Source organism: Trinickia violacea, from assembly GCF_005280735.1.
Classification (GTDB): domain Bacteria; phylum Pseudomonadota; class Gammaproteobacteria; order Burkholderiales; family Burkholderiaceae; genus Trinickia_A; species Trinickia_A violacea.
Genome location: NZ_CP040077.1, coordinates 3266374 through 3281221 on the forward strand (window position 1 = coordinate 3266374; position 14848 = coordinate 3281221).

The 14848-nt window shown below is 62.3% G+C and carries 13 protein-coding genes; 6 read left to right on the forward strand and 7 right to left on the reverse strand.

The genetic code is table 11. The features are described 5' to 3' along the window. Positions 1 to 183 precede the first annotated feature (183 nt). On the forward strand, positions 184 to 954 hold the full coding sequence (locus FAZ95_RS14945; protein ID WP_137333170.1) for an SDR family NAD(P)-dependent oxidoreductase: 771 nt from the start codon (positions 184 to 186) through the stop codon (positions 952 to 954). Between the two features lie 115 nt (positions 955 to 1069). Here the strand turns inward: FAZ95_RS14945 and FAZ95_RS14950 are convergent, their stop codons facing one another. The 4 genes from FAZ95_RS14950 to FAZ95_RS14965 form a co-directional block, all read right to left on the reverse strand. Next, positions 1070 to 2221 (reverse strand): helix-turn-helix transcriptional regulator, encoded by a 1152-nt coding sequence (locus FAZ95_RS14950; protein ID WP_137333171.1) that lies wholly within the window; start codon positions 2219 to 2221, stop codon positions 1070 to 1072. A gap of 343 nt (positions 2222 to 2564) precedes the next feature. Further along, positions 2565 to 2972: a nuclear transport factor 2 family protein gene (locus FAZ95_RS14955; RefSeq protein WP_137333172.1), complete on the reverse strand. Its 408-nt coding sequence runs from the start codon at positions 2970 to 2972 to the stop codon at positions 2565 to 2567. A gap of 30 nt (positions 2973 to 3002) precedes the next feature. Continuing rightward, positions 3003 to 3839, reverse strand: coding sequence for an SDR family oxidoreductase (locus FAZ95_RS14960; protein ID WP_254699714.1), 837 nt, complete (start codon positions 3837 to 3839; stop codon positions 3003 to 3005). 185 nt (positions 3840 to 4024) lie between these two features. Next, positions 4025 to 5269: an amidohydrolase family protein gene (locus FAZ95_RS14965; protein WP_137333174.1), complete on the reverse strand. Its 1245-nt coding sequence runs from the start codon at positions 5267 to 5269 to the stop codon at positions 4025 to 4027. Between the two features lie 369 nt (positions 5270 to 5638). On the opposite strand from FAZ95_RS14965, the gene FAZ95_RS14970 reads away from it, so the two are divergent. Genes FAZ95_RS14970 through FAZ95_RS14980 form a run of 3 tightly spaced genes read left to right on the forward strand, consistent with a single transcriptional unit; the run spans position 5639 to position 8336 of the window. Further along, positions 5639 to 6388 (forward strand): electron transfer flavoprotein subunit beta/FixA family protein, encoded by a 750-nt coding sequence (locus FAZ95_RS14970; protein ID WP_137334563.1) that lies wholly within the window; start codon positions 5639 to 5641, stop codon positions 6386 to 6388. Between the two features lie 2 nt (positions 6389 to 6390). After that, positions 6391 to 7326 carry an electron transfer flavoprotein subunit alpha/FixB family protein gene (locus FAZ95_RS14975; protein WP_137333175.1) on the forward strand — a complete coding sequence of 312 codons (936 nt, stop codon included), beginning with the start codon at positions 6391 to 6393 and terminating at the stop codon, positions 7324 to 7326. Positions 7327 to 7364: 38 nt separating this feature from the next. Next, positions 7365 to 8336 carry an NAD(P)H-dependent flavin oxidoreductase gene (locus FAZ95_RS14980; protein WP_137334564.1) on the forward strand — a complete coding sequence of 324 codons (972 nt, stop codon included), beginning with the start codon at positions 7365 to 7367 and terminating at the stop codon, positions 8334 to 8336. A 298-nt stretch (positions 8337 to 8634) separates the two neighbouring features. Here the strand turns inward: FAZ95_RS14980 and FAZ95_RS14985 are convergent, their stop codons facing one another. Next, positions 8635 to 10362: an FAD-dependent oxidoreductase gene (locus FAZ95_RS14985; protein ID WP_137333176.1), complete on the reverse strand. Its 1728-nt coding sequence runs from the start codon at positions 10360 to 10362 to the stop codon at positions 8635 to 8637. A gap of 23 nt (positions 10363 to 10385) precedes the next feature. Next, complete coding sequence (locus FAZ95_RS14990; protein ID WP_175425614.1) at positions 10386 to 10796, reverse strand: EthD domain-containing protein; 411 nt, start codon at positions 10794 to 10796, stop codon at positions 10386 to 10388. Positions 10797 to 11135: 339 nt separating this feature from the next. On the opposite strand from FAZ95_RS14990, the gene FAZ95_RS14995 reads away from it, so the two are divergent. Together FAZ95_RS14995 and FAZ95_RS15000 are read left to right on the forward strand one after the other, a co-directional pair. After that, positions 11136 to 11516, forward strand: coding sequence for a VOC family protein (locus FAZ95_RS14995; protein WP_137333178.1), 381 nt, complete (start codon positions 11136 to 11138; stop codon positions 11514 to 11516). A 110-nt stretch (positions 11517 to 11626) separates the two neighbouring features. After that, positions 11627 to 13333: a DUF1302 domain-containing protein gene (locus FAZ95_RS15000; protein WP_175425615.1), complete on the forward strand. Its 1707-nt coding sequence runs from the start codon at positions 11627 to 11629 to the stop codon at positions 13331 to 13333. A 79-nt stretch (positions 13334 to 13412) separates the two neighbouring features. Here the strand turns inward: FAZ95_RS15000 and FAZ95_RS15005 are convergent, their stop codons facing one another. Further along, positions 13413 to 14780: a DUF1329 domain-containing protein gene (locus tag FAZ95_RS15005; RefSeq protein WP_137333180.1), complete on the reverse strand. Its 1368-nt coding sequence runs from the start codon at positions 14778 to 14780 to the stop codon at positions 13413 to 13415. Between the last annotated feature and the right edge of the window lie 68 nt (positions 14781 to 14848).

Sequence of the window (14848 nt, forward strand, 5' to 3'; positions counted from 1 at the left end):
GCGGATTGGCGAACATCGCCACCGAAACGATAGTTCGACGCCGCTCGAACGAATAGCCCAGCCCTTGTCTGGGCCCGCACTGTCACATGTTCTGCCGCGCATCGCCAACGCCGCACCCGCCCCGCGCCACCGAAAATCGTTTGAAATCAGACTTCGACAAACCGGCAGAAGGAGGCGAAACACATGGGCACATTGACAGGCAAGGTTGCGCTGGTCACCGGCGCAGCCAGGGGCATGGGCAAGGCGATCTCGCTCTTGTTCGCGCGCGAGGGCGCTCGAGTCGTAATTGCGGCACGGCGTCTCGAGGATGCGCAGCGCGTGGCGACTGAGATCGGCGATGCGGCCTTACCGGTGGTGTTGGACGTGACCGACCGGGCTGCCTGGGACCGTGCGGTCGCGGCCGTCGACGCGCGCTGGGGCCGGCTCGACGTGCTGGTCAATTGCGCCGGCATCAGCGCATCGGCGAGTACCGAAGCGGTCACGGACGAGGCGTGGCATTGCCACATGCGGACCAACCTCGACGGCCCCTTCCACGGCTGCCGCGCCTGTCTCCCGCTGATGCGGCGCAGCGGCGGGCCGGGCAGCGTCATCAACGTCTCGTCGCTGTTCGGGCAGCGCCCGACGCCCGGCTTCGCCGCCTACTGCACTTCGAAAGCAGCGCTGACCTTTTTCACGAAAGTGTTCGCGCTCGAATGCGCCGCGGCGAAGCTGCCCATACGCGTCAACAGCGTGCATCCCGGCGGCACGGAGACAGACATGCTGGAGCAGGCGCTCGCCGCAACCGGCCTGCCGCGCGAGGAGGCCTACGCGTACTTCGCGCGTATCCACCCGATGGGCCGCATGGGCAAGCCCGAGGAGGTCGCGGCCGCCTGCCTGTGGCTCGCGTCCGATGCCTCGAGCTTCACGACGGGCACCGAGATCAACGTCGACGGCGGCGCGCTGATCCGGCCTTGATGAAATCCTTGCCCGGCTCGCCGCCGCCACTGCCGTCGATGCGTTCGACGGCAATGTCATCAAGCGAGCGAGCCGGCGCAAGTTCTCCCTTCACTGAGGTACGCGTTGAGGCCAATCACGCCATGAGTTCCTGGGCGTTCGTGTCGCCCGGTTCATCCATGGACGCAACGTCCGCAGGCTCCTGCAGCATCGAATCATCGCCGACAGTCGCGCGGACGGCCTTCCTGTCATGCAAGGACACAGCGCTCTTCCCGCCCGATTGACGAAATTCACGCGGCGAGCATCCCCAGTAGTTCTTGAAAAGACGGCTGAAATGCGCAGACGTCTTGAATCCGTTCATGTAAGCAATCTCGGCGATCGTGTAATGGCGCGTGTCAAGCGCAAGCAGCCATTTGCCGGTTTGCTTCAGGCGTTCTTCCCACAGCAACTCGGAAAATGATGTGCCCTTCAATTTCAACAAGTAACAGAGATAGCGGGGAGAAATGCCGCAGGCACGTGCCACGATGGATGCCGACAGATCAGGGTTCGACACATGCAGCGTGATGTAGCCGATGATGTCTTCGAGGCGCTTCTCGCAAATATGCTTGCGCGTGTCGATCTGCACGCACGCTTGCTTGGCAACCTCTTCTGCCTCCTTCAGCAAGGTGCCTACCAGCATCTCGACGACGTGCCGTTCGAAGTATTGCCCTTGGTCGTTCAGCAGCGAGAGCAATGACGGCATGGCCAGACAGCGGTCCAACGGCATCGAAAGGCAATCCTTCAGCGGAACTCCATCTGGAAAATGGCGAAGGACCAGATCGGGCGGCAACAGGATGGAGAAATATTCTGTCGGGCTCAGATCGTCGGCCAGGCTCTCCCAGCGAAATGGCACGTTGCACTTGCTGAACACGAATTGTCCGGCCTTGACCGTGAGCGTGGTGCCGCACTGTGTCAGCGAAAACGCCCCGGACTTCACGTACCGCAGGATCACGATGTTTTCCCGGTTATCGCTGATGTGGTTCCACGATCGCCAAAAGGCATAACGGCGACGCGAAGCCAGCAACGTGATTGGATACGGCGACGACATGCCCCTCCGAGCCACCAGGTCGAACTTCTTGTCGCCGCTAAGACTTTCGATATCGCAGTCGTAGTACTCGTAACGCAGAGAGTTGACCCACGGGACACCTTGCGCGACGAACGGTTTGGTCCAGGAAAAACCTTGCGAGTCGCCCTTGAGGGCTGCACTGCATACCGGCTCACAACTCGCTCCGGTCACTGACTCACTCATGGTGTCGTCTCCTTCATTTTTCCGATGTCGTCAAGGTTGACACGTGTCTCGTGTATAAGAATATGTATAGTTATATGACACGTGTTGCCAAATCATAGCGAGCGCTTCGCTCGAGTTCCAGTGGTTTCCCATAGTGGTTTTCCCACGGGACACGCGGGGTATTGACGGAGGCGGGAGAGCGCTGACCAAGGGTCAGATAACCGGCGCAGGGCGAGCGCCCGCGGTTGCACGGCCTCGAGGCCACCGTTTCGCAATCGTGTGAAGGAGTCGCCAGGCCGTCGTCGGGCGAGCTGGGCGCGCCCCGGCGCGCGCCCTCTTTCGTAGTAGGCTGTGACTATCGACTTCAGGCCGTGATGGCGGCGGAAATAGCCGTGGTGTCCCAATAGACCGGCTTGATGCTTGAGATCAGACCCTTATCGAATTCGGTGATCTCGGCAATCGGCATTGAGATCTTGCTTCCGGTGGACTTCGAGGTGCCGCTGAATTGGAGCACGCCCACCACGTAACCGCCGCCGCTGGTGATGGCTTTGACCTCGATATTCAAGTCGTCCCAGTAGCCCATGACTTTGGCAACCAGTGTTTTCAATTCTTCGAAGCCGCGGTATTCGCCGCGGTAAGGCATGCCATCCGCTTCGTAGACGATGAGATTCTTCGAGACAAGTGTCTCGACAGCCGCCCAGTCGCTCGAAAAGACGGCGTCGTAGAAACGCTTCATGACGGCGGCGTTTGCTTTGTCCAGTTCAGTGCTCATGAGGTAACTCCTTTCGATTGATCGACCCGATCAGTCCCAGTTCTGGCTGCTCGCCCACGTGCGCATGTCCGTCAGCTCGATCGGGATGAGCTCGAGGGCCGCCTGCACGTCGGCTTGAAACGGTTTCTGCGGGGCTTCGTTGTTGAAGGTGTAGAAGCTGTCGAACCCGTCGACAAAGTCCTTGCGGGTGGAACCGGTAGTCGGCCCCCAAAGGTCGTAGAAGAGTTCGCCGAACTGCCGCGGCGTCACATAGTCGTAGCGAAGCGGACGACCCATCGCCTCGGAGATGATTTCGATCACCTCTTGCGTCGTCAGCCGCTGGGGGCCGCCGATCTGGATCTTTTGGCCGATCAGTTCGGGGCGTTTCAGCGCGGCGATCATGAATTTCGCGACGTCCTCGAGACAAATCCAGTCGGACGCGAGATCCGGCTTGTGCGCGTACCGATAAACGCCCTTCTGCAAATTGGGCTTGATCCAGTCTCCAAGCAGGTTATTCATGAACAGCGTCGGCCGGAACGTGGTCACCGGGAATCCGTAGCTGCGGAACAGCTCTTCCATGCCCAGCACCCCGTCGTAGGTCACCTGACCGACAGGTACATCAGGCGCCCACATGCTCGAATTCAGCACGAAGAGCTGGACCTTGGACCGCTTGACAGCCTCAGCCAGGTTGCGGCAGTGGCCTGCGAGCCGCGAGACGTCGCCCATGGAGGGCGCCTGAAACAACACAGCGTCGACGTCCGAGAGCGCCGCATCCAGCGACGCCGCACTGTCGTAATCCGCCTGGACGATCTCGGCGCCCAGCGCGGCCTCCTGCGCGAGCGAGTCCGGATTGCGACTCACCGCCTTCACCTTGTAGCCCTGATTCAAGGCCTCGCGGACTTGCGGCCGGCCCTGAAAGCCGGTCGCGCCAAATACGATGATCTTCTCTATATTCATTCACACTCCTTGGCATCTGAACAACATCCTCGCAATCGCCGGGGGCTCGAAGACACCGGAACGATGAAGGTCACAACGCATGATGTGGCGAGTCACATCCTTCGAGCCGCCCTCTCTCAATCGCGATAGCGTTCCGGAATCGGGAAGCGGAACGCCTTGGCTGCATTGAGGCCAAGCAGCTTGGCGCGAGTCGTCTCCTTCAGCCCTTCGCCGAAGGTGCGCTCGATGGCCTCGGCCGAATGCGGCCACGACCCTTCGTGGTGCGGATAGTCGTTCGCCCACATGAAGTTGTCCTCGAGACCCAGCGGCTCCACGAGGCGCATCGCCGTATCGTCCTCTCCGAACGAGGCGAAACAGTTGCTGCGGTAGTACTCGCTCGGCAATTGCTTCAGCTTCGGACGGACCCAGAAGTGATGCTTCCGATACGCCTCGTCCATCTTGTGCATCATCCAGGGCACCCAGCCCGCGTCCGCTTCGATCGTGGCAACGCGCAGCTTCGGGAAGCGCTCGAACACGCCCGAGGAGCACATGCTCACGATCGGTTCGATTGTCGGCGCCAGGGCGTGAACGACGTAATTGATGATGGCGCCGCCGTTGCCGCGCGCCGCACGCGGGTCCTTGCCGGTCGCGACGTGGTAGGTGATCGTCAGGTCGGCATCCTGAATGGCGGCCCAGAGCGGGTCGAACACCGGCAGGTTGTAGTTGATGTGGGAAACGTCGTGCGCGCCCCAGATCGGCTTGCATGGCAGCGTCAGCAGGCGGAATCCCTTCTTCGCCACACGCTGCACCTCGCGTACCGCACCCTCGATGTCCGCCGTGCAGATCGCGGCCGCGGGGCTGCAACGATCGACGTAGGGGCCGCAGATTTCCCACGCCCAGTCGTTCCAGACGGCGCACTGCGCAGACACGAAATCGGTGTCGGTGGATGACCACATGAAAAGCGCCGGCCCGTTCGGGAAGATCACTTCACCCTCCACGCCATCCATCTCCTGATCGGCGATACGCTGCAGGCCGACGGCGCCCGAGCCCGGCGCGGACATGGTGTCCCCGCCGGCCCGCGAGCGCAGCAGGTCTTCACCTTCGAACTGGAAGTCGATGAGACGCTCCGGCCTTGCTCCTGGCATCACGACGTAGCGTTCGCCGTTCTCACGCTTCTCGACGCGCGGCAGGAGATCGTGCCACTTTGCATCGAGCCGATCGCGGAAGAGCGTCACCGGTGGGTTGAGGTGCGTATCGCAGGAAATCATGAAGTACTTCTTACTGTCTTCACGGCGGACGCCTTTTTGCCAATTCGCGGGCGGAGTCGATTTCAGACGCCACTCGTTCTCGGGATTGACGACGATTTCGTGTGCTTGAACCATTTCTGAAAGGTCTCCTGTCAGGACGGGTACGATTTCCCTCGCCGAAGAATAGGTTGTGCGGCTGCGGCACCTTGTCTGTAGATGCTCGCAAGCTTGCCCTCTTCGTGCATTGGGCAGCCCCCTCCCGGGACGTCGAAATGCCGACTGTCGCCGGTTCAATCCGAAGAGCCGATTCCCTTCGATCGCGACAACTCGCAGCGCCGCGCAAGACAAACCTCAGCCGGACCGAGCAGATAGATTGGAAACCCTGAACGCGACTTGCGGACTTTCAATCCGGCGAGGTCGTTCGCCGTCCTCTCATGCCCCGGGCGGTGCGGCCCGATCCCGACTGCGGCCTGCCTGTCGCCACATCGTTTAGAGGAGAAGCCCGTGAAAATTCTCGTTTCCGTCAAGCGTGTCGCGGACGCCAATGTCAAAGTTCGCGTCAAGTCCGACGGCAGCGGCGTCGACATTGCCAACGTCAAGATGAGCATGAACCCCTTCGATGAAATCGCCGTCGAAGAAGCGGTTCGGCTAAAGGAAAAGGGCTTTGCGACCGAAGTCATCGCCGTGTCTTGCGGCGTGGCGCAGTGCCAGGAGACGTTGCGCACCGCGATGGCAATCGGCGCCGATCGCGCGGTCCTGGTCGAGACCGCCGGCGAGCTTCAGCCGCTGGCGGTGGCGAAGCTACTGAAAGCACTCGTTGATAAGGAGCAGCCGGCGCTCGTGATCCTTGGCAAACAGGCGATCGACGACGACTGCAATCAGACCGGGCAGATGCTCGCCGCGCTGCTCGACCGGCCTCAAGCCACGTTTGCTTCGAAAGTCGAGCTAGCCGAGGGAACGGCCGCGGTCACTCGCGAAGTCGACGGCGGGCTCGAGAGGGTAAGGCTCATGCTGCCGGCCATCGTGACCACCGACCTTCGGCTGAACGAGCCGCGCTACGTAACGTTGCCCAACATCATGAAGGCCAAGAAGAAGCCGCTGGAAACGGTCACCCCGACCGACCTGGGCGTGGATATTGCGTCGCGTTTGCGAACGCTCAAGATCAGCGAGCCGCCCAAGCGCGCGGCCGGCGTGAAAGTCCCCGATGTGGCGACCCTCGTCGCCAAACTGAAGAACGAAGCCAAGGTAATCTGACCATGACCGCACTCGTCATTGCCGAACACGACCACAGCGGGCTCAAGGGCGATACGCTGAACACCGTCACCGCGGCCCAAGCGTGCGGCGGCGAGGTCCACGTGCTGATCACGGGCCACAACGCCGACGCTGCCGCCAAGGAGGCCGCACAGATCGCCGGTGTCACGAAGGTACTGCTGGCCGATGCGCCACAGCTGGCCGAGCAGCTGGCCGAAAACGTCGCCGCACAGGTGCTGGCTGTCGCCGCGGGATACAGCCACATCCTGTTCCCGTCCGCGGCCCGCGGCAAGAATGTCGCGCCGCGCGTGGCCGCCAAGCTCGATGTCGAGCAGGTCAGCGACATCACGAAGGTCGTCGACCCCGACACCTTCGAGCGCCCGATCTACGCCGGCAACGCCATTGCAACGGTGCAGAGCACCCACCGGGTGAAGGTCGTTACCGTGCGCACGACCGGCTTCGACGCCGCGCCGTCCACCGGCGCGAGCGCGGGTATCGAGAACGTGCCGGCAGTCAGCGACAGCGGCACGTCCTCCCTCATGGGAAGAGAGATCACGAAGAGCGATCGCCCCGAGCTCACTGCTGCAAGGATCGTCGTCTCCGGCGGCCGTGCGCTCGGCTCGGCTGAGAAGTTCAACGAGGTCCTCGCGCCGCTCGCCGACAAGCTCGGCGCCGCGATCGGCGCCAGCCGCGCCGCGGTTGACGCGGGTTACGCACCGAACGACTTCCAGGTGGGCCAGACGGGCAAGATCGTGGCGCCGGATCTCTACATCGCCTGCGGCATCAGCGGCGCGATTCAGCATCTGGCCGGCATGAAGGACAGCAAGGTCATCGTCGCGATCAACAAGGACGCCGAGGCGCCGATCTTCGCTGTGGCCGACTACGGCCTCGAGGCCGACCTATTCTCGGCTATTCCGGAGCTGATCAGGTGCATCGGATGAGAGCCGCCCCGATGAGCACGACAGACACCCCGGCCCGTCTGCGCACCCGCGTCACCGAGCTGCTCGGCATTCGCTACCCCATCGTGCAAGGCGGCATGATGTGGGTCGGTCGCGCCGAGCTGGCCGCGGCCGTTTCCAACGCCGGTGGCCTGGGCGTGCTGACCGCGCTGACGCAGCCATCCCCCGAAGCCCTGGCCGATGAGATTGCGCGCTGCCGCGGCATGACCGACCAGCCCTTCGGCGTAAACCTCACCTTCCTGCCGAGCACCAAGCCGCCGCCTTACGAGGATTTCCTCGACGTGGTGATCGATTCGGGCGTCAAGGTACTGGAGACCGCGGGCAACAATCCCAAGGTCTTCATCGACAAAGCCAAGGCGGCCGGTATCACCGTCTTGCATAAATGCACCGCAGTGCGCCATGCGCTCACGGCCGAACGCCACGGAGTCGACATCGTCTCGATCGACGGTTTCGAGTGCGCCGGCCATCCGGGCGAGGACGACGTGCCGGGCCTGGTGCTGATTCCGCTGGCAGTGCGCAAGCTGAAGATCCCGGTGATCGCCTCAGGAGGCATCGGCGACAGCGCCGGACTCGCTGCCGCGCTGGCGCTCGGGGCCGAGGGCGTGAACATGGGCACGCGTTTCTGCGCCACGGTCGAAGCGCCGATTCACGAGACGATCAAACGGATGCTGGTCGAGAGGACCGAGCGCGACACGAACCTGGTCTTCCGCACGATGAAGAACACCGGCCGCGTGTTGAAGAACAGCGTGTCGGACCAGGTAGTCGCAATGGAGCGGCGGCCGGGCGGCGTCGAGTTCAGCGAGATCCAGCCTCTCGTAAGCGGCGCGCGCGGCCGGGCCGCGCTCGAGGCCGGCGAACCCGATGCGGGCCTGATCTGGGCCGGCCAGGTGGTCGGTCTCATCGACGACATTCCCGATTGCCGAACCCTGATCGAACGCATGGTGCGGGAATGCCGGGAGCACCTGAACAGGGCGGCGCGAGTTTTCAATTGAGCCGGCCGGGATTTTTCGTTCACGCATCACCACAGAGCCTATCGATGACCTCATCGTCCGATCGGATTCGCACCGGTGCCGACTTTCGACGAGGCCTGGCTCGCCTACTGTGCATCGACACCCGACGCCCGCCGCCCTCGCGGCGCTCGAGGCCGGCCACGTCGAGCCGCGTTTGATGCTGAGCGAAACGATCCCCCTCGACGAGCTGCCAGGCCGGCTGGAATCGATGCGGCACGGCAGCTCCCGCGACAAGGTGATGGTCGCCGTCAGGAGGTGAGTCGAATAGGGACGAGGGCTACTAGTCGGACACAGACGTTAACGCCTGAGAGGTCAAACGCGCGGCGCGGGCATGTTCGGCGATGTCGTTTGCGGCGATGTAGCCGAACACCATCGCCGGCCCGATCGTACCGCCAGCGCCCGGGTAGCAGTTGCCGAACGGCGAGCCCGACGCGTTGCCCGCCGCATAAAGCCCAGGGATCGGCCGACCCTGCGTGTCGAGCACTCGTGCACGGGCATCGGCCTTGAGCCCACCTTTCGTGCCGAGATCGCCGAGATTGATCTGGATCGCGTAAAAAGGCGCTTGATCGATCGGTCCAAGGTTCGGGTTGGGCTTGACGGTAGCGTCCCCGAACGAGCGGTCGTAATCGGTGCTGCCGCGGCCGAATTCCGGGTCGACGCCGGTGCGCGCGTACTCGTTCATCTTCGCGACGACCTGCTGCAGTTTGCCAGGATCGAGTGCGATCTTCTTTGCCAGCTCGACCACGGTCGGCGCCTTGAAGATGTAGTGGTCCCAATGATCTGGCGCAATCTTTCGATCCGGCATGATCGGCGAGGGCATGTATCCGCCGGCCGTAAATTTCCTGCGAAACGCGGCGTCGAACACCAGCCAGCACGGCGCGTTCATGCCCGTCTTCAACTGGTCCTGTATCATCGCATTGCCAAAGCGATCGTAACCACACGCCTCGTCGACGAACCGGTCGCCATTGCGGTTCACGCAAACGCTGTGCGGCCGGCCCACGTCGAATACCGCTTGATGGATCTCGTCGAAATTCGAAACGCCGTCGATCGGCCGGCGCATCGTCGGCACCCACCAGCCGGTTTCCATGAATTCCACGTCGGCGCCTATATCAAGACCAGCCTGCAGCACCTCCCCGCGGTTGGCTTCCTCCGGCGTGCTGCTCCACGTCGTGTCGCCGGGCAGGCTGAAGTAATGGTTGCGCAGTTCCTGGTTCCACTCGAAGCCGCCTGCGCAGACGACCACGCCGTGGCGCGCGCCAATGATACGACGCTGGCCGAGGTGCTCGATCTCGACACCGGTCACGCGGCCGTGCGTCACCTCTAGCGCCTTCACCGTCGCACCGAGCCGCACCTCGACACCGCGGTCCAACAGCCGCTTGCGCATTGGCCCAATGAGGGCGCCGCCAAGGCTCAACAGGCGATCGCGCCGCGTGACGCCGCGCGTGCCCAGGTCGGCCCAGTACCGGCCAACGACGCACGCCAGCTGCCGCTTCCAACCCGGCGCTTTCGACGAAATGCCAAATGCCTCGCCGAAGTCCATCGTGTACCGGTTCAACAGCTTGAACCGCGTGAACTGTTCGCGCATCACGTGAAGCTCGCGGCCGAGCTTGCGGCCGTCATACATCGGGCAGACGAGCGAACGGTCGGCGCGAGCGCCAGCAGCTTCAGAGAAGTAGTCGGACCAGGGCATGACCTGCAGTTGCATGCCGATCGACTGCAGGTAGCGAACCATGTTCGGCCCTTCATCGACGAAGGCTTCGAGGCGGTCACGACGCACCGGGCCGCCGATGACCCCATCGAGGTAGCGCATCGTCTCCTCGCGACTGTCGTCGGTGCCGAGACCATGGTTCGGTATCCACAGCACGCCGCCGGACGTCGCGGAAGTGCCGCCGAACTTGTGCGCCTTCTCGAGAACAAGCACCGTCAGGCCAAGATCCTGCGCACGCACCGCGGCGGCCATGCCGGCCGCGCCCGAGCCGGCGATCACGACGTCATACGTCTCGCTCATGTCTGTCGCACTCCGTCTTTTCGTCAAGCCAGCACGGTCGTCGGCTCTTGCGTGAACGCGACGCCGGTGTCTCGCTCGTCGCAAAGAATCATCACGGTGGCCTTGTCGTCGAGGAACTTGCGTTCGTCGGCCTTCAGGACCGGCTGGATCGCCGGGTCGTTGAAGATGCGGCCGATCTCCTCGATCGCGGCCATGTCCTTGACGCGCATCTCGGTGATTGCGTCGTAGCCGATGTCATGCGGGCTCGGTTGCGTGCCGGCCGGCACGTTGCTCGGATCCAGCGCGGCGAACGTCGGGTAATTGCGCACATACCCGGTCAGCAGGTGGCCGATGTACTTCTGGGCAAGCCGGACGTGGCTGTTTTCGTAGTGCTCCCGGAACTGCTCGGGTGTGATGTCCGACTTGCGCTTGAGGAAGAAAACGAGCTTTGCCATGAGAGTCATCCATTTGATGGGTAGGCGCAGGCAGCTGGCACGGCGGCCACCTCGCATAGGTCAACCAGCACAGATGCAGACGAGTGTAGGCGGCGACCAAAGATCCGATTTGCCCCCGGCGGCATTCGGTTTTGCACGCCGCGCCTCGTTTTCGGACTGCAGGCACCAGCGCTCAGAGACACGGCGAACTTCTTGCACAAGCAAGTCGCCGCAGGGGGCCTGCACTAGGCTGCTGTGGAAATACGGCGGTCCCGGCTGCGGCGCTGAACCGGCATGTGCGGCAAGCCCGCCGCGACAGGTCCGCCCCTTCTCAATTTCTCACTGCTATAGGAGCACAGCATGCCCATCTACACCCACGTCGTTATCGGAACCAATGACATTGAACGGGCCCGCACGTTCTACGACGCCGCCCTCGGCGCGCTCGGCATCAAGCGTCTGGGCAATACGGAACAAGCATCGTTCTATGGCGCCGAAGCACCCGAGCTGATGGTCACGAAACCGTTCGATGGAAAGCCGGCGACGGCGGCCAACGGCGCCACCGTCAGCTTCGCTGCGGCGAGCCGTGACGCGGTCGACGCATTCCACAAGAGCGCGCTCGCCAACGGTGGCGAATGCGCAGGCGCTCCCGGCCCGCGCCCGGTGGCGCCGACAGCTTATGCCGCCTACGTACGGGATCCGGACGGCAACAAGATCGCGAGCTACTGCTTCGCGGCGGCTTGATTTCCTGTCACGCGAATCGCGCAGCGGCAAAAACGAATAGCGCTGGCATGATCCCGGCCAAGACGGTAGCGACGACTTCGTACTCGTAAAAAGAGAGGAGACATTTGATGATGAAGAGGACTACGACATTAGCTATCCCGTCCAGACGGGTAGCTCTTGTCGCCGCGCTGGCGGCCGTTTGCTGCCTCCCCGATGTGGTCGGTGCAGTTGAGATCGACACCGGCAATCCGGATATTTCAATGCGCTGGGACAACACGGTCCAATACAACTTGGGTATTCGCGCTGGAAACTGCGATGCCAATATTTGCGGAAACGGACAGGGCGCGGGTGATCCGACCGCCTCGGCCTCCGACAGGAAGTTCGGGAAGGCCGGCGACGTCGTCACGAACCGCATCAGCGATCTTTCGGAGATGGATTTCATCTACAAGGATCACTGGGGCTTTCGCGTCAGCGGCGATGCCTGGTACGACCAGGCATACCACAATGCTTCCGCGGCTCCCGATCCGTTTTTCCAGTCGCGAGGCCTGAGCCAACTGCCGAACAACCAATACACGAACTACATCAAGCGTTGGAACGAGGGGCCGTCCGGTCAGCTTCTCGACGCATTCGCTTTTGGCCGAGTCCATGTGGAGAATGTGCCGGTCGACATCAAGGTCGGCCAGCACAACATCTATTGGGGCGAGTCGATCTTCTCGACCGTAGGGGGCGTGGCTGACGGCCAAGGGCCCATCGACGTCCGCTCGGCGCTTTCGGCTCCCGGCACCGAAGCCAAGGCACTGTTCCTGCCGACGGACCAGGTCTCGTTCTCGGCCGCGCTGACCGATCGCGTCACATTGGCTGGCGAATACTATCTGGGCTGGAAGCCGTCGATGCTGCCCGACGGCGGAACGTATTTCGGTCCGGCGGATTTTTTCAGCTTGGGCGGTGGAACGCTCTTGCCATTCATCGGGCCGGGCGTGACGTTCAACGGCGAGCAGCGTCCGAAGAATGAGATGGGCGACTGGGGCATCGCGCTCAAGCTGCGGCCGGAATGGCTCGATGGCAGCGCCGGGTTTTATTTCCGCGACTACACGAGCAAGTTTCCGAATCTCGTGATGAACAGCCCGACTAGCGCGGTCCTCGATTACACGGCGCCGCGGACGCAAATGATCGGTTTCAGCTTGTCAAAGTCAATCGCCGGCGTGTCGGTTGGCACGGATATCACGTATCGCCGAAACGCCGCGCTGTCGACCTTTTCCTTTGCACCGGTATTTACGGATACCGGGCTCGGAGACTGGCATCCGCAGGGCGACGTCGTGACGGCGGTCGTCAACGGCATCGCCTATTTCGGCAAAACCCCCTTGTTCGATTCGGCCACACTGACTGCCGAAGTGAACTATTCGAATCTTCTCAAGGTCACCCACGATCCCTATCATCTTTTCCTAGGATTGCCGCAGAACTGCGGTGCAGGCACCAGCTCGCCTGGAAATGCCCTCGATCATGGCTGCCCGACCAAACAGGAGTATGCATTGGACGTTCAGTTCATGCCGATCTGGTATTCCGTTTTCGACGGCGTGGACCTGAAAATGCCGCTCTTCGTCGGCATCGGCCTGCATGGAAATTCGCCCGTTCCGTTTGGCGACAACCAAGGTCAAGGGAGTTATAGCATCGGGCTGACAGCCGACATCCGCCAAAAGTACACGGTCAGCCTCGCCTATAACGGCTTCATCGCGCGGCACAGCAACGATGCGGCCGGGGCCCTCAGCAACAGCAACTCGAGTCTCGGCAAATACTGGGACCGCAACTGGGTATCGCTGGTCCTGCAAACGACGTTTTGAGGTCGTTGTTCCGGTCGTCTGTTGAAAAACCTCCTGCCACCGTTATCGGGGCAGGAGGTTTTGACGTTACTGCAAAGCCTCAACGGATCGAGGCACCGGCCAGCGCGTCGGGCTGCCACTCGCGTTCCGGCAGCTTCTCACTGATGTTCGCGGCTCCCTTTATCGGCGTATAGGGCGATGGGTAGTTGTCCATCACCCATGCGCCCACCTGCAGATCGAAGTGCAACGTGGCCAGCCCCGACGTGCCCAGTTCCGGGTCGTTGTATGCAGGCGTGCCAATCTGGACATCGAAGCGATAGATCTTGCCCGACATGTCGTAATTGTCGTAGACGCCGACGTTGTAGGTGTCCTCATCGATATAGAAGACGCGCTTCGAGAAGATGTGCCGCTTGCCGTTCTTCAGCGTGCCCTCGACCACCCAGACGCGGTGCTGTTCCCAGCGCAGGCAGTCGGGGTTCGGGAAGCCCTTGCGGAAGAACTTGTCCAGCGAACACTCGGCACCGTACAGCTTGAAGTTGTTGTACGGAATGAGCATCTCCTTCTTGCCGACGATCTTGAAGTCGAACCGATCTGTCGGCCCGTAGAAGCCGTAGAGCTCGTCCATGGCGGCAACGCCCCCCGACTGCGGGTGTGGCGTGTCGTAGGACAAATCCGGCGACAGCCGGGTGCGGCGCTGGCCCGGTATGTATTGCCAGACGTTGTCCGAAGCATCCTCGATCTTGTAATGCAAAAGGATCTTCTCGCCTGCCACGCGTGCCGGCTCCTGATAGTCGTAGCGGATGCGTTCGAAATCGGTCACGTTGTTGCCGTTGTTGCTCGACAAATAGTAGGGATAGTCGAACCAGTAGTCGTTGACGCCCATCACGACGGGCGAGCCCGAAGCACCGGTGAAGACGGTCGCGCCGCGCCCACGGAAGCTCGCTCCCATGAAGGCGAGCTGGTGATCCCAGATCAGCTCGTTGCCGGTCTTGGGCATGGGGAACGGCAAGCCGCCGACGCAGTTGACCAGCTTCTCGCCGACCTCCTTGCACTGCGTCGCGTTCTTCAGCGTGTTGTCGACGACCCATTTCGGATACGCCGCGGTACGGTGGCTCGGGTACACGTCCAGCCGGGCATCAGGGTGCGCCGCGAGGGCGGCCTTCAGACCGTCGCTCAGCTTGTCCGCGTACTGGGCCATGTTCTTGGCATTCACTGAGTAGAGCGGCTTCTCGTCCGCGAACGGGTCGGTGAGGACGCCCTTTTTCGCCGGATCGTACGATGCCGGCGGGTTCGTCAGCCCGCCGGCGTATGCGGGAATGCTGCCGTCCTTGTTTGCGGCCTTTTCCGCGCCCCACGGCGTCAACGTATCGCCGAGCTGCCTGGCTTCCTCGGGGCTGACCGCGGCCGACGCCGACAGACATCCCGTGACGGCCAGCGCAACGGCGGTCAATTTGATAAGACAATTCATTGGTTAATCTCCTTTTCTTCGATGGGTCTCAGAACGATGCGTTAAAGTCGGGGAGTTCCAGTGCTTTC